This window comes from Streptomyces sp. M2CJ-2, assembly GCF_016757295.1.
Classification (GTDB): domain Bacteria; phylum Actinomycetota; class Actinomycetes; order Streptomycetales; family Streptomycetaceae; genus Streptomyces.
In genome coordinates this window covers 20,101-45,312 of sequence record NZ_JAESIF010000015.1, presented here as the reverse complement: position 1 = coordinate 45,312, position 25,212 = coordinate 20,101, and the positions used below count along the sequence as shown (strand labels likewise).

Genomic DNA, 25,212 nt, shown 5'->3' with positions numbered 1-25,212 from the left:
CGAACACCCCGAACACACGGCGAGGAGGCACAGCCGATGCCCACGTCCCCCGGCCGCTCCCCCGCCCGGCGCGCGGCGGCCGTGCTGACTCCGCTCGCCGCCGTCGCCGCGGCGCACATCGCCCCGGCGGCCACCTGGCTGCCCGTGGTGCGCCGCTGTTTCCCACGTCTCGCCGGTGTCGGACGTCCCGCCCACGTCGCGCTGACCTTCGACGACGGACCCGATCCCGAGTCCACCCCGTGCTTCCTCGACGCGCTGGAGGCGATCGGGGTCCGGGCGACCTTCTTCGTCCTGGGCGACAGCGTCGTACGGCATCCCTCCGTGGTGCGTGAGACCGCCCGCCGCGGGCACGAACTGGCCGTGCACGGCTGGAGCCACGAGCATCCCTGGCGGCCGGCCCCGGCGGACGACGTGCGTGCCCTGCTGCGGGCGGTCGGCGCGGTCCGGGACCTGACCGGCCGGTGCCCCCGTTGGTACCGCCCGCCCTACGGCATCCTCACCTCCGGGCGCTGGGCGGCCGCCCGTACGGCGGGCCTGCGGCCGGTGCTGTGGACCGCCTGGGGCAGGGACTGGACGGCCGGGGCCACCCCGGCGTCGGTGCGCTCGGCCGTCGCGGCCGGTCTGCGCGGCGGCGGCACCGTCCTCCTGCACGACACGGACAGGATGTCGGCCCCGGCCTGCTGGCGGGCCGCGCTCGGTGCCCTGCCCGGCATCGTGGACGGCTGCCGCGATGCGGGCCTGTCGGTCGGTCCGCTCGCCGAACACGGGATGTCCCCCGCCGCGCACCGGCTCCGGTGAGCGGAGGCCTGCGCCCGGGCGGACCGTGCGGGCGGCCGGTCGCCTCCTGCGTCCCGGCCGTCGGCCGACTTCGCCGCGACGGGCGCGGTCGCGCTGTTGCGGCCATGATCGGCGATAGGGGGACCATCGGGACGAGCACAGGGAGGAACCATGGTGGACATGGACGGACGGCGAGGACGGCAGGAAACAGAACGGCTGCACTGTCTGGTCACCGGGGCGTCCGGGTACATCGGCGGGCGTCTGGTACCCGAACTGCTGAAGGCCGGCCATCGCGTCCGTTGCCTGGCCCGTTCCCCGGACAAACTCCGTGACCATCCCTGGGCGGGGGACGTCGAGACGGTGCGGGGCGACGTCACGGACGCGGACTCGGTCGCCGCGGCCATGCACGGGATCGACGTCGCGTACTACCTGGTGCACGCCCTCGCGGGCGGTTCCGGCTTCGAGGAGACCGACCGCCGTGCGGCCCGTGTCTTCGCCGGGCAGGCGCACGCCGCCGGCGTGCGGCGGATCGTCTACCTGGGCGGGCTCACCCCGCCGGACGTGCCCGAGGGGTCGCTCTCCCCGCACCTGCGGTCCCGGGCCGAGGTCGGGCGCATCTTCCTCGACGCCCCGGTGCCCGCCACCGTGCTGCGGGCGGCGGTCGTCATCGGCTCCGGGTCGGCCTCCTTCGAGATGCTGCGCTATCTGACCGAGCGGCTGCCGGTCATGGTGACCCCCCGTTGGGTGAACACCCGGACCCAGCCCATCGGGGTACGGGACGTACTGCGCTACCTCGTCGGCTCGGCCACCATGCCGGACGACGTCGACCGGGCGTTCGACATCGGCGGACCGGACGTCCTCACGTACCAGGACATGATGCGCCGGTACGCCACCGTCGGCGGGCTGCGGCGGCGGCTCATCGTGCCGGTGCCGGTCCTCACCCCGAGGCTGTCCAGTCTGTGGATCGGCCTGGTCACCCCGGTGCCCGCCGCCATCGCCCGGCCGCTGACGGAGTCGCTGCGGCACGAGGTGGTCTGCCAGGAGCACGACATCGCCCGGTACGTGCCCGACGCCCCGGGCCGGCCGCTGCCGTTCGGCGAGGCGCTGGCGCTGGCCCTGCGGCGGGTGCGGGAGGCGCAGGTGGCCACCCGTTGGTCGTCGGCGTCCGTACCGGGGGCCCCGAGCGATCCGCTGCCCACCGACCCGGACTGGGCCGGCGGCAGCCTCTACCAGGACGAACGGCAGCTGCCGGTCGACGCGTCACGCGAGGCGCTGTGGAAGGTGATCGAGGGCATCGGCGGCGACAACGGCTGGTACTCCTTCCCGCTTGCCTGGGCGGTCAGGGGCTGGCTGGACCGGTTCGTCGGCGGGGTCGGGCTGCGGCGCGGACGGCGTGACGCCGAGCGCCTGCGGGTCGGGGACTCGCTGGACTTCTGGCGGGTGGAGGAGATCGAGCCCGGCCGGCTGCTGCGGCTGCGGGCGGAGATGCGACTGCCGGGCCTGGCATGGCTGGAGATGTACGCCGAGACGGACGCCGGGGGCCGCACCCGCTACCGGCAGCGCGCGCTGTTCCACCCACGCGGTCTGCCGGGCCACGCCTACTGGTGGTCCGTCGCCCCCTTCCACGCCGTCGTCTTCGGCGGCATGGCCCGCAACATCACCCAGGCCGCGGCCAAGGGCATGAGCGCGCGCAGGGTCGGATCCTCGCCGACCGCGTCCGGCACTCCCCCGCGGGGCGAAGCATCCGGAAACAGCACGCACAGCACCGCCTCACGACACCAGGAGTGACGCCATGACCGTCGCGGTCGTCCTGTTCACCTCGGACCTGCGTCTGCACGACCATCCCCCGCTGCGCGCCGCCCTCGCGGCGGCGGACGAGGTGGTGCCGCTGTTCGTACGCGACCCGGGCGTCCACGCGACCGGCTTCGACGCACCCAACCGCAGCGCCTTCCTCGCCGACTGCCTGGCCGACCTCGACGCCTCGCTGCGCCGCCGCGGCGGCCGGCTGGTGGTGCGTACCGGGCCGGTCGTGCGGGAGGTCCGCGCGCTCGCCGCGGAGTGCCGGGCCTTCGAGGTGCACATGGCCGCCGGGGTCACCGGATACGCCCAGCGCCGGGAGGAGCGGCTGCGCAAGGAACTCGGCGACCACGGCGTGGCACTGCGCGTGCACGACGGCGTGATCACCGCTGTGGGCGCGGGGACGGTGACTCCGGCCGGCTCCGACCACTACGCCGTGTTCACGCCCTACTTCCGCCGCTGGTCACAGGAGCGGCTGCGGGACACCTGTCCGACGCCGCGCACCGTGCGCGTCCCGGAAGCGGTGCGCGGCGAGCCGCTGCCGTCCCGCGACGGGCTGTCCGGCGTCTCCCCCGACCTGCCGTCCGGCGGGGAGACGCGGGGGCGTGAGCGGTTCTCCCGTTGGGCCCGCGAGGACCTGTCCGGGTACGAGGACCGCCACGACGACCTGGCGGGCGACGCGACCTCCCGGTTGTCGCCGTACCTGCACTTCGGAGCCCTCTCGCCGGTGGAACTCGTCCGGCGGGCCCGCGCGCACGGCGGGCCCGGGGCGGACGCGTTCGTGCGCCAGTTGTGCTGGCGCGACTTCCACCACCAGGTACTGGCGGCACGACCGGCGGCCTCCGCCCGGGACTACCGCACCCGGCACGACCGGTGGCGCACCGAGGAGGAGGCGGCCGAGGACATCGCCGCGTGGCGGGAGGGCCGTACCGGATACCCGGTCGTCGACGCGGCGATGCGCCAACTGCGCCACGAGGGCTGGATGCACAACCGGGCACGCCTGCTGGCAGCCAGTTTCCTGGCCAAGACCCTCTACGTGGACTGGCGGATCGGCGCCCGGCACTTCCTCGACCTGCTCGTGGACGGCGACATCGTCAACAACCAGCTCAACTGGCAGTGGGTCGCCGGAACCGGTACCGACACCCGCCCCCACCGCGTGCTCAACCCGGTCGCGCAGGGCAGACGCTTCGACCCGCGGGGAGCGTACGTACGCCGATGGGTGCCGGAACTACGGGACGTGGCGGGCAAGCACATCCATGAACCGTGGCTGCTGCCCGAGCGTGAGCGCGCACGCCTGGACTACCCCGGGCCGCTGATCGACCTCGCGGACGGCCTGGCACGGTTCAAGCACGCACGCGGCCGGGACTGAGGAGGGAAACGTCGTGCCCGGCTCGCACGGCACGGGATGCGAGCCGGGCACGGCAGCCCCGACCGCCCTGCGGACCCGTAGTCCCGGGACCGTGGCCGGCGGTCCTCAGCAGATCCGCGGCAACTGCTCGCCGAGGGGCATGTCCACCACCCTGGTGCCGCCCAGTGCGGTGCGGGCGACGACCATACCGGGGTGCGCGTCGGTCACCTCGCCGATCATCGCGGCCTCGGCGCCCAGGGGATGGGCGCGCATGGCGGCCAGGACCGCGTCCGCGTGGGCGGGCGGCACGAACGCCACGAGCTTCCCCTCGTTGGCCACGTACATCGGGTCCAGCCCCAGGACCGCGCACGCGTTGGTCACCGCGTCGGGGACGGGCACGGCGCGTTCTCGCACCACGATCCCGGTGCCGGAGGCGGCGGCGATCTCGTTGAGCGAGGCGGCCAGTCCGCCGCGGGTGGGATCCCGCAGGGCGTGCAGGTCGGGTGTGACGGCGAGCATCGCCTCGACGAGGCCTCCGAGCGGTGCGCAGTCGCTCAGGATCTCCACCCCGAACTCCAGACCCTCCCGCACACTCATGATCGCCACCCCGTGGACGCCGATCGCCCCGCTGACGAGGACGACGTCGCCCGGGACCACCCGCCCCGGCCGCAGGTCCACGCCTGAGGGGATCAGGCCGATGCCGGAGGTGTTGATGTAGACGCCGTCGCCGTGGCCGGCCTCGACGACCTTGGTGTCGCCGGTGACGACCTCCACCCCCGCGGCCCGGGCGGCGGCGCCCATCGCCGCGGCGACCCGTCCGACGACGTCCGTACCGGTGCCCTCCTCGAGGATGAAGCCGCAGGACAGATAGGCGGGGCGGGCCCCGCTCATGGCGAGGTCGTTGACGGTCCCGTTGACCGCTAGGTCCCCGATGCTGCCGCCGGGGAAGAACAGCGGGCGCACCACGAAGGAGTCGGTGGAGAAGGCCAGCTTGGCCCCGCCGAGTTCCAGGGCGGCGGAATCGGTCAGCGCCGCCGGTGCCGGACCGCCGAAGGCGGGTGTGAAGAGCTGCTCGACGAGCTCGGCGGACAGGGCTCCGCCGCCGCCGTGGCCCATGACGATCCGCGGTTGGTCGCGCAGCGGTGCGGGGCAGGTCCAGTTGAGCATGTCCGGGCGGGTGTCCTCGGCCTGCCGGACGGCGCCGGGGACGGTGCCGGTGGTGTCAGACAACGGGGCTGCCCTCCAGGGACGCGGCCGGCGTCGCCGGGGTGTTCAGCTCGAGCCGTCGGTAGAGGTAGTACGCGGCGCAGGCGCCCTCGCTGGAGACCATGGTGGCGCCGAGCGGTGAGCGCGGGGTGCAGGTGGTTCCGAACGCCTCGCACTCGTGCGGCTTGATCAGCCCTTGCAGCACCTCGCCGCTGCGGCAGGCTGCCGGTTCGCGGGTGGCGATGCCGTCGACGGCGAAGCGGTGCTCGGCGTCGTAGTCGCGGTAGCGCGGGGACAGCCGCCAGCCGCTGTCCGGGATGACGCCGATGCCCCGCCAGGCGCGGTCGGTGACCTCGAAGACGTCGTCGAGCATGGCCCGGGCCGCCGGGTTGCCCTCCGGACGCACGGCGCGCGGGTAGGCGTTGTCGACGGTGTGCTCGCCGCGTTCCAGCTGGCGGACGGTACGGCGGACGCCTTCCAGGATGTCGAGCGGTTCGAACCCGGTGACGACGATGGGCACGCCGAAGCGCTCGGCGAGTTCCGGGTACTCGTCCATCCCCATGACGCTGCACACGTGTCCGGCGGCGAGGAACGCCTGCACCCGGCAGTCCGGCGACTGCATGATCGCCTCGATCGCCGGCGGCACCCGTACGTGCGAGACCAGCAGGCTGAAGTTGCGGATGCCGAGCTTGCGCGCCTGGTACACCGTCATCGCGTTGGGCGGAGCGGTCGTCTCGAAGCCGATGCCGAAGAAGACGACCTGCCGGTCCGGGTTCTGCTGGGCGATGCGCAGCGCGTCGAGCGGGGAGTAGACGACCCTGACGTCTCCGCCGGTGCCGCGCACCTGGAACAGGTCGCGTCCGGTGCCGGGCACGCGGAGCATGTCGCCGAAGGAGCAGAAGACGACGTCGGGGCGGGAGGCGATCTCCAGTGCCTTGTCGATCACCTCGAGCGGGGTGACGCAGACGGGGCAGCCGGGGCCGTGGATCAGCTCGACCTCCTCGGGGAGGAGCTGGTCGATGCCGTGCCGGATGATGGTGTGGGTCTGGCCGCCGCAGACCTCCATCAGCGCCCACGGGCGGGTGACGGTGGCCCGGATGTCGTCCAGCAGCCGTTCGGCGAGGTCGGGGTCCTGGAACTCCTCGATGTACTTCACTGCTGTACCTCCGGGGCGGTGGTGTGGTGCGGGGGCTGCTGCGCGGGGCCCTGGGCCGCTGCCTGTTCCCAGGGGTCGCCGAACTCCTCCTGGAGCATGCCGAGGTTCTCGAACAGCTCCAGGGTTCTGCGGGCCGATTCCTCGTCGAGCCGCTGGAGCGCGAACCCGACGTGGACGATGGCGTACTCCCCGACCTTCAGGTCCGGCAGGTACTCCAGGCACACGTCCTTGACGACTCCTCCGAAGTCGACCGTGGCCATACGGGTTCCGTCCCGGTCCTCGACGTCCAGCACTCTGCCGGGTACCGCAAGACACATGCGTTTTCTCCTCACTGTTACGTGTTCGGGCCCGGCTCCGTCACTCGGTGTCGGCGGCTCCGGTACGGGCGGCCACCATGAGCTGGCCCACGGCGAGCCCTCCGTCGTTGGGTGGGACGCGCCGGTGGCGCAGCACGGTGAAGCCGTCGCCGCGCAGCCGCGTCGCGCACGCCGACGAGAGCAGCACGTTGGCGAACACCCCGCCGGTCAGGGCCACCGTCTCCAGGCCGAGTTCGCCGCGTGCCCGGCTGCACACCTCGTGCACGAGCCCGGCCACGGCGTGGTGGAAGCGTGCCGCGACGAGGCGGGGCCGGACGCCGCCCCGCACGTCGTCGACGACCGCGGTGAGCAGGGGCGCGGGATCGGCGGCGAGGGGGGTGCCGTCCCCGCCGGTGAGCCGGAAGGTGTAGCGGGCGTCGTCCGCGCGGGCGTCTTCCGTCACCGCGGCGGCCTCGAGTTCGACGGCGGCCTGCGCCTCGTACCCCGCGTGGTGGCACACTCCGGCGAGGGAGGACACGGCGTCGAAGAGGCGGCCCATGCTCGATGTGGGCAGGCAGTTCAGCCCGCGCGTCAACTGCTGCTCGAGAAGGCGGAGTTCGTCGGGCGGGCAGGCGGCCTCGCACGGCAGGTCCCCGTCCCACGGGATGCCCGCGGCGCGCAGATGGGCCAGGGCCATCCGGTACGGGCGCCGGACGGCGGCGTCCCCGCCGGGCAGCGGCACGTAGGCGAGATGCGCGAAGCGGGAGAAGCCGGTGTAGTCCGCTGCCAGGAACTCACCGCCCCACACGGCCCGGTCGTCCCCGTGGCCGGTGCCGTCGAAGGCGACCCCGAGGACGGGGTGACTGCCGTCGAGGCCGTGCTCGGCCATGACGGACGCGACGTGGGCGTGGTGGTGCTGGACGCGCAGGACGGGCCGCCCGGCGGCGTGCCGTTCGGCCCAGCGGCCCGAGCGGTAGGCGGGGTGGCGGTCGGCGACGAGACGTGCGGGCCGTACCCCGGTGATCGCCTCCAGTTGCCGCTCGGCGCGTGCGAAGGCCTGTTGGGTGGCGAGGTCGTCCATGTCCCCGATGTGCGCCGACAGCCAGGCCCTGCGGTCCTCACCGAGACAGAAGGCGTTCTTGAGGTCACCGCCGACGGCGAGCGCCGGAGCGACGGGGACGGGCAGGGTGAGCGGCAGCGGGGCGTGACCGCGGGAGCGGCGCAGGGTCAGCGGCTCGCCGTCGCAGATCCGCATCACCGAGTCGTCGCACGGTACGTGGATCGGCCGGTCATGCAGCAGCCAGGCGTCCGCCAGGCCGGACAGCCGTTCCAGCGCCTCCGCGTCGTCGGTGACGATGGGTTCGCCGGCGAGGTTGCCGCTGGTCATCACCAGCAGTCGCGCTTGCGTGGAACCGTGGTCGTCGGCTTCGAGCAGCAGGTGGTGCACGGGTGTGTACGGGAGCATGACGCCGAGGTCGGGGCTGCCGGGGGCGACCTCCCGGGCGGGCCACGGACGGCCGGGGTCCGGGGCGCCGGTGCGGCGACGCCGCATCAGGACGATGGGCCGCTCCTTGGCGGTGAGCAGGTCGCGCTCCGCCGGTCCGGCGTGGACCAGGTGGGCGACGTCGGCGACGTCCCCGGCCATCAGGGCGAACGGCTTGTCCCCGCGGGCCTTGCGGCGGCGCAGTTCGGCCACGGCCCGGGAGTCGGTCGCGTCGCAGGCCAGGTGGTAGCCGCCCAGGCCCTTCACCGCGAGGATCGCTCCGTCGGCGAGCAGGTCGCGCGCGGCGCGGATCGGGTCGGCGGGTTCGGGGCCGCCGCCCTTCCCGGGGGCCGTGGTCAGCCGTAGCCGCGGCCCGCAGGCGGGGCAGGCCACGGGCTGCGCGTGGAAGCGGCGGTCGGCCGGGTCGGCGTATTCCCGGGCGCAGTCGGCGCACATGGGGAAGCCGGCCATGGTCGTGTGGTCGCGGTCGTAGGGGAGGCCGGTGACGATGGTGAACCGCGGCCCGCAGTGCGTGCAGGTGATGAACGGGTGGCGGTGGCGCCGGTCCGCCGGGTCGGCGAGTTCGGCGAGGCAGTCGTCGCAGGTCGCGGTGTCCGGCGAGACGAGCGTGCGGGCGGGGCCGCCGGCGCGTGAGGGGACGATGGCGAACCCGTCGGCGCCGGTGGTGGGCACCTCGGTGGCGTCGACCGACTCGACGAGCGCCAAGGGCGGGGCGTCGGGGGCGATGCGCGCGCAGAACCGGTCCACGGACGAGGGGTCGCCCTCGACCTCGACGACGACGCCGTCCGCGGTGTTGGTCACATGGCCGGAGAGCCTGAGTTCGGTGGCCAGGGTGTACAGGTACGGCCGGAAGCCGACGCCCTGCACCACGCCCCGCACGACGACCCGGCTGCGCCGCGGGGCCGGCGTGCGGTCGGCCACGGGCTGGGGAGCGGTCACGCCTGTACCCGGGCCATCACCGGGGCGTGGGGCGCGGTGCCCTGCGCCGCCGCGAGCGCCCGGTCGAGCAGCGTGCCCCCGCCCGCTCCGGTGCGCACCGAGGTGAGGACCACCTCCACGCCGGGGTTGACCTGCTGGACGTTGGCGCGGAAGGCCGCCTCGTCGAATTCGGCGGGGACGGCCAGGTCGGTCTTGGTGACGATCACGAGCTGGGCGAGGCCGAAGGCCGTCGGGTACTTGAGCGGCTTGTCCTCCCCCTCGGTCACGGAGGCGAGCACGACCCGCAGCGATTCACCGAGGTCGTACGAGGCCGGGCAGACCAGGTTGCCCACGTTCTCCACGAACAGCAGCCGGGTGTGCTCGGGGAGCCAGCCGTCGAGGTGCCCGGCGAGCATGTCCGCCTCCAGGTGGCACAGCCCGTCGGTGAGGACCTGTTTGACGGGGACGCCGGAGCGGGCGAGCCGTTCGGCGTCGTTCTCGGTCGCCAGGTCCGCGGTGAGCGCGGCGGCGGTGACTCCGCGTTCCCGGGCCAGCAGCAGTTCGCGTTCCAGCAGGGCGGTCTTGCCGCTGCCGGGGCTGGAGAGCAGGTTGACGACCGTGGTGCCGCGGGCGGCCAGTTCGGAGCGCAGCAGCCGGGCGACGGTCGCGTTCTTGGCGAGGACTGCCTGTTGGAGATCGACGACTTTGCACATGGTTCGGCTCACCTCGAAGACGGGTTACCTCGAAGACGGGTTCACGTGGCGTCGGCCGACCGCGGCACGGCCGGCGCGGACTGTTGTTCCGGTGCGGCCTGTCGTTCCTGGGCGGCCCACCGCACCTCGCTGATGCGCAGTTCGCGGCCGGAGAGCAGCTCGGCCGCGGCCTGTCCGCAGACGGGGCACAGCAGTCGGGGAGGCATGCCGACCTCCCACACGTCGCCGCACCCGGTGCAGCGTGCCGTACCGGGGACGGTCCGGGTGGTCAGTTCGGCGCCTTCCAGGACGGTGCCGGCGCAGGCCAGTTCGAAGCAGAAGGCGAGCGCGCCCGGTACGACACCGGCCAGTTCGCCCACCTCGAGGGCCACGCGTGCGACGCCCGTGGCCCCGGCGGGCCGGGCCGCCTGCTCCACCTGGTCGACGACGGCCAGCGCGATGGACATCTCGTGCATCGGTCTCCGTCCTGGGCCCGTGGCTGCCTGTCCGGCGCCCATTACAGACGCGCTCCCCCGGGCCGGCCGACCGGCGCGCCGGGATCACACGCCTGCGTACGCCGTTCGGTTCACATCCTGCGCATCCGCAGGTAGCGCCTGATGTCGGGGAGGACTCCCCTGACGAGGGCGGTGGCGGCGGTGACGGCGGTGACGGCGGCGGTGACGCCGATGAGGGTCTTCTTCACGGGATGCTCCTTGTTCCTTCCGCGGTTCCTTCTGCGACGGCGTGTCATACGGCGGCCTCCTGCCGGACGAGGTCGGTCACCATCCGCACCGCCTCCGGTACGGCGGCGGCGACCTGGGGGCTGAGCTCGAGGCTCTCGTCGAGGCAGGCGGGTTCGCAGCCGACGACGAGGGTGCGGCGCGGGGGCGTGGCGCCGGTTCCGGCGCACAGGGTGGCGAGCAGGGCGAGGACCGCGTCGGGTGACATGCGGTGCCCGTCGAGCGGGACGTCCGCCGCCGGACCGGTGCCGTCCGGCGTCCCGGCGTCGATCAGGTACAGCGTTCCGGGCTCGCCGCCGCGTGCGGTCGCGTCGACGATGACGAGCGTGTCGTATCCGTCGAGGAGCTGGTAGGCGAGGTGCACACCGCGGATGCCGATGTCGGCCACCTCGACACCGGTCGGCAGTTCCTCCCGGGCGAGCCGGCGCGCGGTCTCGACGCCGAAGCCGTCGTCCCCGAGGAAGATGTTGCCGACCCCGGCCACGAGGGTGCGGGCGCCGGGTGGTGCGGTGGGGGTCACGCGTCCTCCAGGGCTTCCACCTCGTCGGGCTGGAAGTAGAGGAACCGGCCCTGTTCGCGGCGGATGTCGGCGCCGGGGTCGTCCTCCACGGTCACGGCGATGTGCACGCCTCCGTCGACGTCGTGCAGTACGGCCTCGACCAGTGCGCTGCGGCCGCTCAGGAACAGGTCCTGCGCGTCGGTGTGCCGCAGCCGGGGGCGCAGGACGACGCGGCAGCCCGCGCGTACCTCCCGGCCGTCGACGGTGACGTGGTCACGGTCGGGATCGACCGCGGTGTCGCCGCCCGGGTCCCACCAGGGGCTCTCGGGGCGGAACACGCCCTGCGGGTCGTCCCCCGCGTCCGGCGGGCCGGTGGCCTCCCGCAGGCTCCGCACCGCTCCGTGCAGCCGTTCGAGGACCTCCGGCGGCATGGTGTCCGCCAGTTCGATCACGGCCGCGGCACGTGCGTCCGTGCCTCTGGCCTCGCGTTTCTCCTCGTCGGTGAGGGCGATGGTGCGCAGCGCGAGGATCTCGTCGATCTCGGTGGCGTCGTAGAGCGCGCCGGGGCTCTCGGGGGCGATGGCGGGATGGTCCTCGAGGATGATCGGCGAGGACAGTACGAGGTCGGCACGGCCCGGTTCGCCGGCGAGCACGGGCCAGGTGTGCAGGTTCCGGCAGGCCGCGACGGCGCCCTTCGCCCACTCGGGCGGGTCGGTCATGGAGAGGAACGCCCCGGCGTCCAGGTGCAGGAGCACGTGGCTGGCGACCAGCGAGTACGGCAGCGCCGCGTCGCGGTCGTCGGTGTCGTCGGGCAGCCAGGGGCTGGTGTTCTCGACGACCACGCGCAGGCGCTGCGTGCGGTACGGACCGTCCAGTTCGGTCGTGGAGAGCCGGACGACGCCGCTGATCTCCTCACGGCGGCAGACCAGGCGCCCGACGGGCCGCCCGTCGGCGTCCGTGACGGGCTCGGTCTCCTCGGCGGCGGCCCGGGTGAACGGGACGGTCACCCCGTCGCCGGTCAACTCGGCCACCGGCAGGGCGATGTCGACCTTCTCCTCCAGGCCTTCGTCCCAGGGGACCAGGACCCGGTCGTCGAGGTGCAGTTCGCGCACCGTCTCGTACGTCCCGTCGGCGTGTGCCTGCTGGACGACGCGCCGTCGGGTGTGCAGGAGGCGGACCTCGACGGCGAGGGTGGCTCCGCTCCTCGGTTCCATCAGGCATTCGGTGTGCTGGAAGTCGTGTTCCTCGGCCGCCGCGCACCAGGCGGGCGGTACGAGCACGCCGAACTGCCAGCGCAGCCTGTTCTTGGCGGCCGACGCCCGGTACGGGTAGAGCACGTAGCCCTCGAAGAGGACGGCGTCCGCGACCTGGCGGGCGACGGCGAGACGGGCCTCGGTGTCGGGGGTGAACGCGGTGGTGGTCATGGTGTCCTCTCCCCCGCCGCGTCGAGCAGCGTCTCGACGGTCGCCTGCCACGACGGCAGCGCGTGGCGCGACCGGTAGGCGAGCAGCGCGTCCATGGCGTCCTGCGGCAGCCGGATCCAGCCGCAGCCCGGGAAGTGCTGCTCGATCATCTCCCGCCAGGTCTTCACCGGCAGGCGGAAGGTGGTCTCCCTGTCCCAGGGGACGGGTTCCACGTGGAAGCCGCCGGCGCCGGTGAACGCGGTGCCGGAGAACAGCATCAGCAGCGGAACCTCCCCCTCGGACAGGGCCTGGAGGTACCGCGACGCCGCGATGTCCGTGTCGTACGTGCAGGGCACGACCAGGTCGGTCTCGATCTCGCCGGTGAACCCGGGGACCATCACCGGGACCTGCGCGAACTGCACGGGGTTGAGGCTGCTGCCCCATCGGGAGCGTTCGCCGAAGAGGTCGGTCAGTGCCGCGGCCTCGGTGTCGTCGTAGCCGCGGCGGGCGGGTTCGATGCGGATCTGGCAGCGCAGCGCGAGCGCGTGGACGCGGGTCGCCCCGGACGCGGTGATCCGCAGCCGGAACACCAGGGTGGGGCCTGCCGCGTAGGCGTCGGCGCGCACTCCGGTGCAGCTGAAGGAGAACCCTGAGGACTCTGCGGACCCCGGGGACTCTGCGGACCCTGAGAACTCGGTCACGGCTTGCTCCCCTGGAGGGCGCGGGCCCGGTCGCGGACGTGGGTGAAGAAGGCGTCGAGGTCGGCCCGGGCCTCCGCGCCTCCGTCGAAGCCCTGCCAGCGCAGGCGCATCCGGCCCACCAGTTCGTAGCAGAGGTCGATCGGCACCAGATAGCACTCGGTGCGACCGTGGTGCCGGCGCAACAGCAGGGCCTCCACGTCGGGTTCGAGCAGTGCGGCGAGGCGGGTCCCGGCGAGGACGGCCTGCCAGGAGGTCGACTCCAGTTCGCTCTCGGTCGCTCCGGCCGGGCTCGGATAGAGCGCGACCAGCCGGTCGAGGGCGGAGTTGTGGAAGAAGAAGGCGACGCCGACCGGGATGCGCAGTCGGTCCCAGGCGTTGTCGTCGAGCCGGTGGTCGGGGTCGCTCAGGCAGCGGCCGGGTACCGTGCGGAAGCGGCCTCCCGAACCGCCGGAGCGGTCCAGCAACTGCGCGCAGGGACCGCACGCGCAGGCCAGCGCGCGCTTCTCGGTGTCGACCAGGTGCGGGTGACGTTCACCGGCGAGGGGCGCCCCGCACAGTTCGCACTGTTCCTCGCGGGGCGGCCGGGGGGTGGTGAAGCGGCTCAGGCCGCGGCGGTCGGCGGTGCGCCGCGGTCCGTGCGCGCTCACGGCGCGGTGGCCGACGGCCGGCGGCGACCGCCCGTGCCGGGGTCCGGCGGCGCGGTGCCGATCTGGAGCAGCACCGGTTCGCGGGAGGCGTCGGCGGGTTCCAGCTCGACGGCGGTCACCTCAGGGGCGAAGCAGGCGAGCGAGTCGGCGGCCGCCTGCCGGACGGACTCCTGGGTGCTGGGGCAGCCGCAGCCCGTGGCGGCGGTGGTCCTGAGGCGCAGCACGCCGGCCGCCGGGTCGAAGCCCGCGTTCTCGACGGCGTGCGGGAGACCGCCGAGGGCACGGGCGATGCGGGTGTGCACGTCGTCGGGGTGCAGCCCGTGCAGCACGAGCAGGCTCGCGACGAGTTCGTCGCCGAGCAGCGGGTCCAGCGGGTCGCCGGACCTCCCTGCGCCCAGGAGTTCCACGGCGCGGGCGAGCCCGGCGCCGTAGAATTCCATGAGGACACGCACCAGTTCCTCGGCGGTCCGGCTCGCCTGGGGGTCCCCGGCGCCGGCGAGCCGGTCGAGGATCTCCTCGACCCGCCGGCCGGCCTGCTCCGCGGTGGTGGCGGTCGTCGTGCTCATCCGGCGAGTCCGCTCAGCCCGGTGGGCACGTGCATCGACTTCACGGTCTTCCCGCCACCGACGTACATGTGGACGCCGCAGGGCAGGCAGGGGTCGAAGCTGCGCACGGTGCGCATGATGTCGATGCCCTTGAAGTTCTCGGGCGGGTTCTCCTCGAAGATCGGCGTGTTCTGCACCGCGTCCTCGTAGGGGCCGGGGGTGCCGTAGGTGTCGCGGGTCGAGGCGTTCCACGGGGTCGGCGGATACGGGTGGTAGTTGGCGATCTTGCCGTCCCTGATGACCATGTGGTGCGAGAGGAGACCGCGGACCGCCTCGGTGAAACCGACGCCGATCGACTCGTCCGGCACCTCGAACTTCTCCCACGTCTGGGTGCGCCCGGCGCGGACCTCTTCGAGGCCCTTCTCGGCGCAGTGCAGGGCGACCGCGGCCGCGTACGCCTGGAAGTACGTGCGGGCGCGGTTGCGTTCCAGCGCGTTGCTCCACTGGGGGATCTTCCACTCGAAGGTGGTCTCCGGCTTGGTCAGCGTGCGCGGCAGGTTGATCACGACGCTGTGGCCGGTGGCCTTGACGTACCCGATGTCGACGAGACCGGACAGCGCGGTGGACCACAGCCGGGCGAGGGGGCCGCCTCCGGTGTCGAGGGGGAGGTGCTCCTTGCCGTCGAACCAGCGCGGGGACATGACCCAGCTGTACTTGTCGTCGAAGTCCCGTTTCTGCGGAGCCGGGATGGTGTGCTGGTTCCACGGGTGCCGCGGGTCGATGGGGTTGCCGAGCGGGTCGTTCGTCACGAACTGCTCCTGGCCCTGCCAGTCCTCGTAGTACGAGCTGCCCAGCAGGATGCGGATGCCGAGATTGATCTCGGTGAGGTCGTTGGTGACGAGCTTGCCGTCGACGATGACGCCGGGGGTGACGAACATCCGCCGGCCCCAGTCGGTCATGTTGGCGTAGGTGAAGTCGCAGTGCTCAGGGTCGTTGAGCGCTCCCCAGCAGCCCAGCAGCACCCGGCGGCGGCCCACTTCCTCGTATCCCGGCAGTGCCTCGTAGAAGAAGTCGAACAGGTCGTCGTGGAGCGGGACGACACGTTTCATGAACTCCACGTACCGCATGAGGCGGCTCAGGTAGTCGGTGAACAACTGCACGCTGGCGACGGTGCCGACGCCGCCGGGGTACAGGGTGGAGGGGTGCACATGGCGGCCCTCCATCAGGCAGAACATCTCCCGGGTGTAGCGGCTGACCTGCAGCGCCTCACGGTAGAACTCGCCTTCGAGGGGGTTGAGGGAGCGCATGATGTCGGCGATGGTGCGGTACCCGTGGTCGGCCGCGTGCGGGGCCTCGGTGCGCTCGGCGAGTTCGAGGACGCCGGGGTTGGTCTCGCGGACCATTTTCTCGCAGTAGTCGACCCCTACCAGGTTCTCCTGGAAGATGTTGTGGTCGAACATGTACTCGGCGGACTCGCCGAGGTTGATGATCCACTCTCCGAGGTGCGGAGGCTTCACGCCGTAGGCCATGTTCTGCGCGTACACCGAGCAGGTGGCGTGGTTGTCACCGCAGATGCCGCAGATCCTGCTGGTGATGAAGTGCGCGTCGCGCGGGTCCTTTCCGCGCATGAAGACGCTGTAGCCGCGGAAGACCGAGGAGGTGCTGTAGCACTCCGCGACCCGCTTCTGCTTGAAGTCGATCTTCGTGTGGATGCCGAGACTGCCCACGATCCGGGTGATCGGATCCCAGGCCATCTCCACCAGGCCGGTTCCGTCACCGGTCGTCGTCGTCGATGCCATGGTGCGTGCGGTGCCCTTCGTCAGCTGTTCGCGCGGGTGGTGGGTTCGGTGTGTGGGGTTGTCGCCAACGGCGCTGTCACCACGGCGGCCGGTAGCCGGTGGTGATCTTGTCTCCCGTGTGGCGCCACCTCGGCTCCTTGTCCACGGTCCGCGCCGTGATCGTGCGGAGCCTGCGGACGACGGCGCCGTACGCGCCGCTCCCGGTGCTGGAGACCTTGGCGCCGGGCGGTTCGTCCATGAACGGCATGAACTTGTCGGGGAAGCCCGGCATGGTGCACGCGATGCAGATGCCGCCCACGTTCGGGCAGCCGCCGATGCCGTTCATCCAGCCGCGCTTGGTCACGTTGCACTTGACGACGGGTCCCCAGCAGCCGAGCTTCACCGAGCACTTGGGCGAGTCGTAGCTGGTGGCGAACTGCCCCTGCTCGTAGTAGCCGGCCCGGTCGCAGCCCTCGTGCACGGTGGCGCCGAACAGCCAGGTCGGCCGGAGCTTGTCGTCGAGCGGGATCATCGGCGCCGAGCCGGCGGCCTGGTAGAGCAGGTAGGTCAGCGTCTCGGCGAAGTTGTCGGGCTGGATCGGGCAGCCGGGCACGCACACGATGGGGATGCCCGCCTTCGACTTCCAGTCCCATCCGAGGTAGTCGGGCACGCCCATCGCGCCGGTGGGATTGCCCGCCATGGCGTGGATGCCGCCGTAGGTGGCGCACGTGCCGATGGCGACGACGGCCAGGGCCTTGGGCGCCAGCCGGTCGATCCATTCGCTGGTGGTGATGGGCTGCCCGGTCTCGGGATTGTCACCGAAGCCGCACCAGTACCCCTCCTGCTTGATGGCCTCGTTGGGGATCGAGCCCTCGACGACCAGGACGAAGGGGTCGATCTCTCCGCGTTCGCCCTTGAAGAACCACTCGATGAACGTGTCGGCTCCGCCGACCGGACCGCATTCGAAGTCGATCAGCGGCCAGTGCACCGCGATCTTCGGCAGACCCGGCAGCCCTTGGAGCGCGATCTCCTCGATGCTCGGCTGCATGGCTGCGGTCAGGGAGACGGAATCGCCGTCGCAGCTCAGCCCGGCGTTGATCCAGAGGATGTGGATCGGCTTCTCTTCGGAGTCGGACGTGCCCGTCGCGCCGGGCTCCTCGACCGTGGTCGGCGATGCTGCGTTCATGGGAACGCCTCCTGAAGGGTGCGGCAAGACTCGTGCTCGGATCTTCGTTCTCTGCTAACAGTCGGCCCGTCCGGCGGGGCCCGCATCCGGACCGCCTCCGTCGGTGGCCGCGGATTCCTTGCGCACGAAGGCCCGGCGCAGGGCGTGGTGGGGGGCCGCCGGGTCGTCGAAGATGCTCCGCATGCGGGCGAGTTCCTGCTCCCGGTGGCGGGCGAGAGGTGAGGTGGCCTCCCGGCGCTCGGCTTCCGCCTTCTTGGCCGCGAGACGCGTCTGAACGGAGGGAAGGGCCGCCAGATGTGCGGCCGTTCGGGTGACGTTGTCGGTGAAGTCGTCCGGGCCGCAGTGAAGGACCCGGTCGACGAGCCCCATGCCGAGCGCCGCCGAGGCCGTCAGCGGCGCGGCCTCGCCGGTGAGCCGTTCCGCCGTGGCGGCGCCCACCCGGCGGGGCAGGGTGTACGTCCAGTACTCGGAGCCGTACAGGCCCATGAGCCGGTAGTGCGGGTTGAGGACCGAACCGGAGCGGCACCAGACCTCGTCCGCGGCCAGGGCGAGCATGACCCCGCCGGCGGCCGCGTTGCCGCCGATCGCGCTGACGACGAACCGGTCGGTCGTGGTGAGGACGGCCTCGACGAGGTCGTCCATGGCGTTGATGTTGGCCCAGGACTCGGCGGCCGGGTCGGCCGCCGCCTCGATGACGTTCAGGTGGATGCCGTTGGAGAAGAAGTCCCGGCCACCGCCCAGTACGAGGACGCTGGTGGGGCGGGAGCAGGCTGCCCGGTAGACGTCCAGCAGCCGGTGGCAGTGGTCGGTGCCCATGGCACCGCCCGGGAAGGAGAAGGACAGGAAGCCGACCGGCCCCTCCTCCCGGTAGCGGATGTCCTGCCAGGTCCGGGCTCCGGAAGGTGGCTGCGGTGCCGCGGGGGCTTCGGGCAGGGCGGGCAGGCGGTCGGCGAGGGCGAGGGTGGCGGGCAGTTTGCAGGCCCGGGGGCGTCCCGGGCCGGTGCGGGCCCGCAGCTCCGGGATCCAGACCGCGCCGTCCGCCGTGGCCCGGCAGATCGCGCCGGTGCGGGTCGCCAGCAGCTCACCCGGGCGGCCGCGGAGCCGGTCCTCCGCGTGGCCGCCGTGCAGGAACCATTCACGGCCGAGAAGTTCGTCGCGCACGCCCGGCTGGGAGTCCGCGGCGCGCAGCTTGCGCAGGACGGTGTCGGTGGAGTCCGTGTCCCAGGAGATTTCCCGGTCCCGCTGCCGCAGCGGCGGCCGGGTCCTGGCACCCGGCAGGCGGGGGAAGTCGTCCTGCGGCCGGGGTACGTACGTGCCGGAGGCGAACCGGTCGACCGCGAGCAGGACGGCTTCCAGTGCCGCGTCGGACACCTCGCCCCGGTACAGGTCGCTCTTCGCCACGTCCGGCACGGTGAAGTTCGTCGTCGCCCACACAGGGCCGGCGTCCATCTCGGCCACGGCCTCCAGCACGGTGACGCCCCACTCTCCGGCGCCCTCCTGGACAGCCCAATCGAGTGAGGACGGCCCACGGTCCCCCACGGGACCGGGGTGGACGATCAGGCAGGTCCGCGCCGCCCAGACGTCCGGCGGCACGACGGCTTTCAGCATGGGAGCCACGACCAGGTCGGGATCGTGCCGGTGCACGGCACGGCGCACGTCCTCGCCGTGCGGTGTGACCTCCACGACGACGGTGTGGCGACGTTTCGACAGCTCGGCCAGCTCGGCGTGGACACGCTGCGTGAGGCTGTTGTACGCGCTGGCGACGAGCAAAATACGCATGGCGGCTCTCCCTCGAAGGCGCGGCCGCCGTCGTACCGGGGCCGTTCGGGGATCGTCGGACCCTTGCGCCCTCCGGTGGTGGCATGACCCCCGGGCATCGCTCGCACGAGTGACACTTCGGCTCCACCTGGCCGGGAGGCGAACTCGCTACTAAAGGGGACAATTGGTGAATATCGGGCACTCGGCAGGGTGGCCGACACGACAACCGACAGGCAGGACGGCACATGTCCAGGAAAGAGAAGTCGTCGCAGCCTTCACGCGGTGAGGGCCCGAGCCCGCACAAGGGCACCGAGCAGCACGGCTGGGCCCCCGACGTCGACGAGACACGCCAGCAGGACAACCCGAGCGCCCGGCGCTCCTTCCACCCGGACGAGCACGCCCCGCCCGCAGGCAAGGGACGCAGGAAGTCCAAGCAGGAACGTGGATCCGTCCCCGGGGACACGGCCGAGCGCGCCACGAAGGGCGGCGAGGAGTACGGCGACGACGCGGAGAAGGGGATGCGCGACACCGGGCGCCGGGGCCGTTCAGGGCGCCCGAGCGGCACCAGGGACGACTCCGCCTTCACCGGCGTCGACCCGGGCAAGGACAAGGACCGGCGCCGCCCCGGCTGACGCCGGGCGTGCGGTGTGCACCCCGCGCCCACATCACCGGGGGTGACCGGGAAACGGTCACCGGCCGTCCGGGCCACGTCGCACCGGGACCGAGGTCACCTCCGGGCGGCACGGCGGGCTGCCCGAGCCGTGGGCAGGTAGCGCAGGCGCTCGGGCAGGAGCGGGACCACCGTGCGGACGACGGCGCCCAGGCGGCGCAGTCGTCGTTCGTCACGTGCCGTCCATGCCAGGCCGAGGTGGTCACGGACGGTGGGCGGCAGCAGACCGGTCGTCACGAAGACGTGCAGCCGCGCCAGGGGCGGGCGGAGCACCGGCCAGAGCCGGCGCAGGAGCGTGCCCGCGCCGTCCGGCGGCGGGATCGGCCGCCGTGGGTCGAGCAGTTCCGTCACGACGGCCGTCTTCTCCAGTTCCTCGCGCACCATCGCGTCGAAGTACGGCCAGAACTCCTCCGGGGTGCGCGGCATGTCGCGCTGCTTGATGCCGAGGATGGCCCCGAGGTTGAGGAGTTCGTCGTAGAGGCGGCGTGCGTCCGGCTCGTCGAGCGGATCGGACAGGTACCGGGCGGCCCTCAGGAAGACGGGGTAGGCGGTGGCGTGCACCCAGGCGTAGTAGGCGGGGGTGAGTGCGTGGTAGGCGCGGCCCCGGGTGTCGGTGCCGCTGATGGTCCTGTGCAGCTCGCGGAGCCTGCGGCCCTCCTCGAGGGCCTGTTCGCCGCCGTAGACCCACAGTTGCAGGGAGTTCAGTGAGCGCTCGGCCCGGCCCCAGGGGTCGGTGCGGAACACGGAGTGGTCGTCGACGCCCGCGCCGACCGCCGGGTGGGCGACCTGGAGCACCAGGGCGGCCGGCAGGGAGAGCAGGAGCCGGACGTCACCGGCGATGTCCCAGAGGAGGGAGCCCGGCGCGAACGGGACGGGCTCGGAGTGGGCGTCCGGGCCGGGTGCGGGGCCCGTGTCCGGGCCGGTGCGCGCGTGCTCGCCGACCATGTCACCACGCTCCGATGGGCCGTCGTGCTCGTCCCCTGCTCCTTGGCCGTGGGGCCGTGGGCACCGCCCTCCGCCCGAAGGGAGACCGCCGCCTCCTTCGCGGTGTCCGGCACCGCGTTCAAGGTGCACGCCGAGGAGATCACCGCGGACGGCGTGTCCTCCTTCCCATCCTCCATCGGCTCCAGCCGCGACGCCAAGCCGACCCTGCCGACCGCCGTCAAGGACGACACGGAGGAGATCTTTCCTGAGCCGGGCGAGTCCGCCGAGGGCGCGTAGCGACTGCGGAGGCCCTCCGGCGTTTCGCCGGAGGGCCTCCGCACCCCACCGCCCCACGGGGCGTGCGCCTCAGCCGACGCCGACCGTCGATGCCGCCGTACCGGCGGAGTCCGCGGACTCCGCGGTGAGCCGCTCCATGCCGCTGGTGTCCTTCAGCGGCTTCTCCCTGATGAACAGCACGGCGACCACGGCGAGGGCCGCGACGGGCGTGGCCACGAGGAAGAGTTCCGCGGTGGCGACCCCGTAGGCGCGCTCCACGATCTCCCGCATCGGCCCGGGCAGCGTCGCCATGTCGGGCACTCCGCCCCCGCCGGACTCGTTCGCACCGGCCGGGATGCCCGCTTCCGTCAGGCTCCTGGTCATCTCGGTGGCGACCCGGTTGGCGAGGATCGCCCCGAGCACACTGGTGCCGATGGTGCCGCCCATGCTCCGGAAGAAGGACAACACCGAGGTGGCGGCGCCCAGTTCGGTCGCGGGAACGTCGTTCTGGGCGGCCAGCACCAGGTTCTGCATCAGCATGCCGACGCCGATGCCCATGATCGCCATGTAGGCGCTGAGCAGGCCGAAGTGGGTGTCGACGTCGATGGTGGACAGCAGCCCGAGGCCCGCCGTCATGATGACGGAGCCCGCGACCAGGTACACCTTCCACCGGCCGGTCTTGGTGATGATCTGCCCGGCGACGGTCGAGGAGACGAGCAGGCCCAGGATCATGGGCAGGCTCATCAGACCCGCGATCGTCGGGGACTTGCCCAGGGAGATCTGGAAGTACTGCGAGAGGAAGACGGTGCCGCCGAACATGGCCACACCGACGAGGAGACTGGCGACGGTGGTGAGCGTCACGGTGCGGTTGCGGAAGATGCGCAGAGGGATGATCGGTTCCGGCACGCGCGCCTCGACGACGACCGCGGCGATCAGCAGCAGCACTCCCCCGCCGGCCAGCGCGGCGGTCTGCCACGAGATCCAGTCGAACTCGGTCCCCGCGAGCGTGACCCAGATGAGCAGGGCGCAGACACCCGCGACGATCAGGAAGGCGCCCAGGAAGTCGATCCTCGCCTCACGGCGGACGGTGGGCAGCTTCAGGGTGTGCTGCAGCAGCACGATGGCGAGCAGCGCGAACGGCACCCCGATGAAGAAGCACCAGCGCCAGCCGAGCCAGGACGTGTCCACCAGGACACCCCCGATGAGCGGTCCGGCCACGGTGCCGACCGCGAAGACGGCACCGAAGATGCCCGCGTACTTGCCGAGCCGGCGCGGCGGGATGATGGCCGCCATCACGACCTGCGCCAGAGCCGTGAGACCGCCCGCGCCGATGCCCTGCACCACGCGGCTGAAGATCAGCAGTCCCACTTCCTGCGAGAAGCCCGCGAGCAGCGAGCCCACGATGAACAGGGACAGGGACAGCTGGAGCAGCAGCTTCTGGTTGAACAGGTCCGAGAGCTTGCCCCACAGGGGCACCGTCGCCGTCATCGCCAGCAGTTCGGCGGTGATGACCCAGGTGTAGGAGGACTGGCTGGCCTCCAGGTCGGCGATGATGCGCGGGAGCGCGTTGGCGACCACGGTGCCGGCCAGGATGGCGACGAACATGCCCGCCATCAGCCCCGACATGGCCTGGAGTATCTGCCGGTGGGTCATGGCGGTGGGTGACGCCTCCACGGGCGCCGGTGTTGAGTTCACGTCGGTTCTTTCGCAGCAGTCAAGAGTGTGAGAGGGAAGAGCGAGAGGAACGGAGCACGCGTGCCGGGGACGACGCGCAGCCGTTCCGTGAGAGACGGAGGGGGTCAGGCCCCTTCGACTGGTTCAGCGGGTTCCGCGGGTTCCGCGGGTTCCGCGGGCCCGGCGGGTTCGACCGGTCCCGGGAGTCCGGTGGCCACGTGGTCGAACACCGACCGGAAGACCTCCTCGAAGGGAACCTCGTCCTGTCGCACGCACCAGTGCTCCACGGCCACGCGGACGGCCGTGGTGCCGACGGCGGCCAGCAGCCTCGGATACAGCCCCAGGGCCTGCCTGCGCAGTTGTCCCTCGGGCGACCCGAGAGGGGGACGGTCCCCCGTGAACAGCGGAGATCCGGCGCCGATGCGCTCCGCGAGCGTCTCGGCCAGGAGGAACTCGTCCTCGACGTGGGCACCGAGACTCCGCGCCAGCAGGTGCGGTGATCTGCGCAGCACCTCGGAATGCAGGCGCCACAGCTCGTGCTGCTGTTCCACTTCCCCCAGCTCCGCGGCCAGCGCGTCACGCAGCGCCGCCAGCGGGGGCGTGCCGGCGGGCGCGGCGAGCACCGCCTGCCGGACACGCACGCCCGACTCCGCGCCCACCATCACGAACGCCTCGTCACGGGAGTCGAAGTAGTTGAAGAACGTGCGGGGTGAGACGCCGACCACCTCGCTGATCGCGTCGACGGTGACGTTCTCCGCGCCGTGCTCGGCCGCCAGCCGCACCGCGGCCGCCACCAGGGCGGCACGGGTCGCCCGCTTCTTGCGTCCCCGAAGTCCGCCGTCCGCCGGGTCTCTGTCGCTCACGTCGTGCAGGATACGCAAATATGCAGAGCCTGCAAAAACACTTCATGCCTCGATCGACGTCATGACGTGAGCCATGTGCTGTCACAGCCGTCGGCCGCGCGGTGTCTCCATGCCACGGCCGGCCACGACGAGACAGGACGTGATGCGACGAACTGATGCGAACCACTGCGAGCCATGCCGGATCACGACGGATCACGATGGAAAAGGGGCCACGAGATGAGCGACGGCGACCACGCCGCCGACCCGGCGACCGAGACGTTCGTCGCCCACCGCAACCTGCTCTTCACCGTCGCCTACGAGATGCTCGGCTCGGCCGCCGACGCCGAGGACGTCCTCCAGGAGACCTGGCTGCGGTGGGTCCAGGTCGACCTGGCGCAGGTGCGTGACCGGCGCGCCTACCTGGTCCGGATCACCACCCGGCAGTCGCTGAACCGGCTGCGCACCGTGAAGCGCCGCAAGGAGGCGTACGTCGGCCCCTGGCTGCCCGAGCCACTGCTCACCGCGCCGGACGTGGCCGAGGACGTCGAGCTCGCCGAGAGCGTGTCGATGGCGCTCCTGCTCGTCCTCGAGACGCTCTCACCGACCGAGCGCGCCGTCTTCGTGCTGCGCGAGGTCTTCGACGTCGGTTACGACGAGATCGCGGCCGCCGTCGACAAGAGCCCCGCGGCCGTCCGCCAGATCGCCCACCGCGCCCGTCGGCACGTCGATGCCCGCCGCCCCCGCCGGATGGTCTCCCCGAGCGAGACCCGGGCGGCTCTGGAGTCGTTCCGGCGTGCGCTCGAGAGCGGGGACCTGCAGGGACTCCTCGACGTGCTCGCCCCGGAGGTCGTCCTGCTGAGCGACGGCGGCGGCATCAAGCAGGCCGCGGTGCGGCCGGTCAACGGGGCGGACAAGGTGGCCCGCTTCATGCTCGGCGGCCTCGGCAGGAACCGGCTCCCGATCACCGTCGGTCCCACCGTGGTCAACGGCGGCCCGGCCCTCGTCGTGCATCTGGACGGCGGGCTCGACGGCGTCCTGGCGGTCCGTGTCGAGGACGCCCGCATCACCGGCGTCTACTACGTCCGCAACCCGGAGAAACTCTCCCGCGCCGAAGCCGAGACCCCCCTCACCCTGCGCTGAACTCAGGTGCCGGCCGGGTGCGGTCACCCGCCGGGCTCGCGCCTTCCCGCGTACTGACGGCACTCTCCGGTGAAGACCGCGGCCAGCTCCGCGGCGATGACCGCCGCCGACAGCTCGGCGGCGGTCACGCCGTTCACGCCGGCCGGGTCGCGGTAGACCTGCAGGGCCAGCCCTTCCGTCACTGCGGCGAGGCGGACGGCCGCGGGCCACGGATCGAGGTCCGCCTCGACCTCGCCGCACTCCTTGCCGTTGTGGACGGCCTGGGCGATGTCCTGGCGCAGCCGCCGCGCCGTCTCGACGTCCACCTCGGCGAGGGCGGGAGCGTCCAGGGCGCGGCCGCCGAACGCCCTGGTGACCCGGAACTCGGTGCGGCGCTTCTCGTCCAGCGGGACGAACTCGGTCATCGCCTCGGCCAGGACCCGGGCGATGGGCCGCCGGTGCTCGACGCCTGCCCGGATCCGTTCGTCCGCCCGGCCCCGGATGGCCGCGCTGACCTCACTGAACGCGTGCAGCAGCATCTCGTCCTTGGTGCGGAAGTAGTGCTGCACCAGCCCGACGGACATCCCGGCCGCGGCGGCGGTGCGGGCGACGGTCACGGCATCGAGCCCGTGTTCTGAGATGAGTTCACAGACGGCAGCGGCGATCTGACGTCGGCGTTCTCCATGGTCGGCGATCCTCGGCACTTGATAACCGTACCACCGTACGGTAAAAACCGTATGGTCATACGGTTATCCG

24 protein-coding genes are annotated in these 25,212 nt (G+C 72.3%); 6 read left to right on the top strand and 18 right to left on the bottom strand.

Annotation, left to right across the window (positions count from 1 at the left end; genetic code table 11):
- Positions 1-36: 36 nt before the first annotated feature.
- The 3 genes from JL475_RS14580 to JL475_RS14570 all read left to right on the top strand — a co-directional run bounded on the left by JL475_RS14580 (position 37) and on the right by JL475_RS14570 (position 3,943).
- Positions 37-798 (top strand): polysaccharide deacetylase family protein, encoded by a 762-nt coding sequence (locus JL475_RS14580; protein ID WP_202278024.1) that lies wholly within the window; start codon positions 37-39, stop codon positions 796-798.
- 150 nt (positions 799-948) lie between these two features.
- The gene (locus tag JL475_RS14575; RefSeq protein ID WP_202278023.1) at positions 949-2,565 is read left to right on the top strand and encodes an SDR family oxidoreductase; all 1,617 of its coding nucleotides are present in this window, start codon (positions 949-951) and stop codon (positions 2,563-2,565) included.
- A gap of 4 nt (positions 2,566-2,569) precedes the next feature.
- Positions 2,570-3,943, top strand: coding sequence for a deoxyribodipyrimidine photo-lyase (locus JL475_RS14570; RefSeq protein ID WP_202278022.1), 1,374 nt, complete (start codon positions 2,570-2,572; stop codon positions 3,941-3,943).
- Between the two features lie 105 nt (positions 3,944-4,048).
- On the opposite strand, the gene hypE is transcribed toward JL475_RS14570, so the two are convergent.
- From hypE to JL475_RS14500, 14 genes are all read right to left on the bottom strand, one after another.
- Positions 4,049-5,089 (bottom strand): hydrogenase expression/formation protein HypE, encoded by a 1,041-nt coding sequence (hypE, locus tag JL475_RS14565; protein WP_202278114.1) that lies wholly within the window; start codon positions 5,087-5,089, stop codon positions 4,049-4,051.
- Positions 5,090-5,144: 55 nt separating this feature from the next.
- Positions 5,145-6,284 (bottom strand): hydrogenase formation protein HypD, encoded by a 1,140-nt coding sequence (hypD, locus tag JL475_RS14560; protein WP_202278021.1) that lies wholly within the window; start codon positions 6,282-6,284, stop codon positions 5,145-5,147.
- Positions 6,281-6,601 (bottom strand): HypC/HybG/HupF family hydrogenase formation chaperone, encoded by a 321-nt coding sequence (locus JL475_RS14555; RefSeq protein ID WP_202278020.1) that lies wholly within the window; start codon positions 6,599-6,601, stop codon positions 6,281-6,283. The genes hypD and JL475_RS14555 overlap by 4 nt, the downstream gene beginning before the upstream one ends.
- 40 nt (positions 6,602-6,641) lie before the next feature.
- Positions 6,642-9,023, bottom strand: coding sequence for a carbamoyltransferase HypF (hypF, locus tag JL475_RS14550; RefSeq protein ID WP_307825052.1), 2,382 nt, complete (start codon positions 9,021-9,023; stop codon positions 6,642-6,644).
- Entirely contained in the window at positions 9,020-9,715 is a 696-nt protein-coding gene (hypB, locus tag JL475_RS14545; RefSeq protein ID WP_202278019.1) for a hydrogenase nickel incorporation protein HypB, read from the bottom strand. The genes hypF and hypB overlap by 4 nt, the downstream gene beginning before the upstream one ends.
- Positions 9,716-9,756: 41 nt before the next feature.
- A complete protein-coding gene (locus JL475_RS14540; protein WP_202278018.1) occupies positions 9,757-10,170 on the bottom strand; it encodes a hydrogenase maturation nickel metallochaperone HypA in 414 nt (137 codons plus the stop codon).
- A 271-nt stretch (positions 10,171-10,441) separates the two neighbouring features.
- The gene (locus JL475_RS14535) at positions 10,442-10,954 is read right to left on the bottom strand and encodes a hydrogenase maturation protease (protein ID WP_202278017.1); all 513 of its coding nucleotides are present in this window, start codon (positions 10,952-10,954) and stop codon (positions 10,442-10,444) included.
- Positions 10,951-12,357: a hypothetical protein gene (locus JL475_RS14530; RefSeq protein ID WP_202278016.1), complete on the bottom strand. Its 1,407-nt coding sequence runs from the start codon at positions 12,355-12,357 to the stop codon at positions 10,951-10,953. Before JL475_RS14530 ends, JL475_RS14535 begins: the two co-directional genes overlap by 4 nt.
- The gene (locus JL475_RS14525; protein ID WP_202278015.1) at positions 12,354-13,037 is read right to left on the bottom strand and encodes a DUF6084 family protein; all 684 of its coding nucleotides are present in this window, start codon (positions 13,035-13,037) and stop codon (positions 12,354-12,356) included. Before JL475_RS14525 ends, JL475_RS14530 begins: the two co-directional genes overlap by 4 nt.
- On the bottom strand, positions 13,034-13,684 hold the full coding sequence (locus JL475_RS14520) for a DUF5947 family protein (protein WP_202278014.1): 651 nt from the start codon (positions 13,682-13,684) through the stop codon (positions 13,034-13,036). Before JL475_RS14520 ends, JL475_RS14525 begins: the two co-directional genes overlap by 4 nt.
- A complete protein-coding gene (locus JL475_RS14515) occupies positions 13,681-14,250 on the bottom strand; it encodes a hypothetical protein (RefSeq protein WP_202278013.1) in 570 nt (189 codons plus the stop codon). The genes JL475_RS14520 and JL475_RS14515 overlap by 4 nt, the downstream gene beginning before the upstream one ends.
- Positions 14,247-16,028: a nickel-dependent hydrogenase large subunit gene (locus JL475_RS14510; RefSeq protein ID WP_202278012.1), complete on the bottom strand. Its 1,782-nt coding sequence runs from the start codon at positions 16,026-16,028 to the stop codon at positions 14,247-14,249. The genes JL475_RS14515 and JL475_RS14510 overlap by 4 nt, the downstream gene beginning before the upstream one ends.
- Positions 16,029-16,104: 76 nt before the next feature.
- Positions 16,105-17,193, bottom strand: coding sequence for a hydrogenase expression protein HypE (locus JL475_RS14505; RefSeq protein ID WP_202278011.1), 1,089 nt, complete (start codon positions 17,191-17,193; stop codon positions 16,105-16,107).
- A gap of 54 nt (positions 17,194-17,247) precedes the next feature.
- Positions 17,248-18,972 carry a hydrogenase maturation protein gene (locus JL475_RS14500; protein WP_202278010.1) on the bottom strand — a complete coding sequence of 575 codons (1,725 nt, stop codon included), beginning with the start codon at positions 18,970-18,972 and terminating at the stop codon, positions 17,248-17,250.
- A gap of 224 nt (positions 18,973-19,196) precedes the next feature.
- Here JL475_RS14500 and JL475_RS14495 point away from each other — a divergent pair, with 224 nt between their 5' ends.
- Entirely contained in the window at positions 19,197-19,583 is a 387-nt protein-coding gene (locus JL475_RS14495; protein WP_202278009.1) for a hypothetical protein, read from the top strand.
- 95 nt (positions 19,584-19,678) lie between these two features.
- On the opposite strand, the gene JL475_RS14490 is transcribed toward JL475_RS14495, so the two are convergent.
- On the bottom strand, positions 19,679-20,566 hold the full coding sequence (locus tag JL475_RS14490; RefSeq protein WP_202278008.1) for an oxygenase MpaB family protein: 888 nt from the start codon (positions 20,564-20,566) through the stop codon (positions 19,679-19,681).
- Here JL475_RS14490 and JL475_RS39970 point away from each other — a divergent pair.
- Positions 20,552-20,842, top strand: a complete 291-nt coding sequence (locus JL475_RS39970; protein WP_237407132.1) for a hypothetical protein — start codon at positions 20,552-20,554, stop codon at positions 20,840-20,842. The two genes, JL475_RS14490 and JL475_RS39970, sit on opposite strands and share 15 nt — an antisense overlap.
- A 69-nt stretch (positions 20,843-20,911) precedes the next feature.
- Here JL475_RS39970 and JL475_RS14480 read toward each other — a convergent pair whose 3' ends face one another.
- Both JL475_RS14480 and JL475_RS14475 read right to left on the bottom strand, forming a co-directional pair.
- Positions 20,912-22,516 (bottom strand): MDR family MFS transporter, encoded by a 1,605-nt coding sequence (locus JL475_RS14480; protein ID WP_307825051.1) that lies wholly within the window; start codon positions 22,514-22,516, stop codon positions 20,912-20,914.
- Positions 22,517-22,620: 104 nt separating this feature from the next.
- Positions 22,621-23,367: a TetR family transcriptional regulator gene (locus tag JL475_RS14475; protein ID WP_202278108.1), complete on the bottom strand. Its 747-nt coding sequence runs from the start codon at positions 23,365-23,367 to the stop codon at positions 22,621-22,623.
- Positions 23,368-23,574: 207 nt separating this feature from the next.
- On the opposite strand from JL475_RS14475, the gene JL475_RS14470 reads away from it, so the two are divergent.
- Complete coding sequence (locus JL475_RS14470) at positions 23,575-24,477, top strand: RNA polymerase sigma-70 factor (RefSeq protein ID WP_202278007.1); 903 nt, start codon at positions 23,575-23,577, stop codon at positions 24,475-24,477.
- Between the two features lie 23 nt (positions 24,478-24,500).
- Here the strand turns inward: JL475_RS14470 and JL475_RS41455 are convergent, their stop codons facing one another.
- Positions 24,501-25,160 carry a TetR/AcrR family transcriptional regulator gene (locus JL475_RS41455; RefSeq protein WP_202278006.1) on the bottom strand — a complete coding sequence of 220 codons (660 nt, stop codon included), beginning with the start codon at positions 25,158-25,160 and terminating at the stop codon, positions 24,501-24,503.
- Between the last annotated feature and the right edge of the window lie 52 nt (positions 25,161-25,212).

Bases quoted from the DNA above. Each gene is read 5' to 3' on its own strand.
- JL475_RS14505 (WP_202278011.1), bottom strand. From the start codon at position 17,193: ATGAACGCAGCATCGCCGACCACGGTCGAGGAGCCCGGCGCGACGGGC.
- JL475_RS14510 (WP_202278012.1), bottom strand. From the start codon at position 16,028: ATGGCATCGACGACGACGACCGGTGACGGAACCGGCCTGGTGGAGATG.
- JL475_RS14555 (WP_202278020.1), bottom strand. From the start codon at position 6,601: ATGTGTCTTGCGGTACCCGGCAGAGTGCTGGACGTCGAGGACCGGGAC.
- JL475_RS14490 (WP_202278008.1), bottom strand. From the start codon at position 20,566: ATGGTCGGCGAGCACGCGCGCACCGGCCCGGACACGGGCCCCGCACCC.
- hypB (WP_202278019.1), bottom strand. From the start codon at position 9,715: ATGTGCAAAGTCGTCGATCTCCAACAGGCAGTCCTCGCCAAGAACGCG.
- JL475_RS14530 (WP_202278016.1), bottom strand. From the start codon at position 12,357: ATGACCACCACCGCGTTCACCCCCGACACCGAGGCCCGTCTCGCCGTC.
- JL475_RS14540 (WP_202278018.1), bottom strand. From the start codon at position 10,170: ATGCACGAGATGTCCATCGCGCTGGCCGTCGTCGACCAGGTGGAGCAG.
- JL475_RS14570 (WP_202278022.1), top strand. From the start codon at position 2,570: ATGACCGTCGCGGTCGTCCTGTTCACCTCGGACCTGCGTCTGCACGAC.
- JL475_RS14495 (WP_202278009.1), top strand. From the start codon at position 19,197: ATGTCCAGGAAAGAGAAGTCGTCGCAGCCTTCACGCGGTGAGGGCCCG.
- JL475_RS14470 (WP_202278007.1), top strand. From the start codon at position 23,575: ATGAGCGACGGCGACCACGCCGCCGACCCGGCGACCGAGACGTTCGTC.
- hypE (WP_202278114.1), bottom strand. From the start codon at position 5,089: ATGCTCAACTGGACCTGCCCCGCACCGCTGCGCGACCAACCGCGGATC.
- JL475_RS14515 (WP_202278013.1), bottom strand. From the start codon at position 14,250: ATGAGCACGACGACCGCCACCACCGCGGAGCAGGCCGGCCGGCGGGTC.
- JL475_RS14575 (WP_202278023.1), top strand. From the start codon at position 949: ATGGTGGACATGGACGGACGGCGAGGACGGCAGGAAACAGAACGGCTG.
- JL475_RS14580 (WP_202278024.1), top strand. From the start codon at position 37: ATGCCCACGTCCCCCGGCCGCTCCCCCGCCCGGCGCGCGGCGGCCGTG.
- JL475_RS14500 (WP_202278010.1), bottom strand. From the start codon at position 18,972: ATGCGTATTTTGCTCGTCGCCAGCGCGTACAACAGCCTCACGCAGCGT.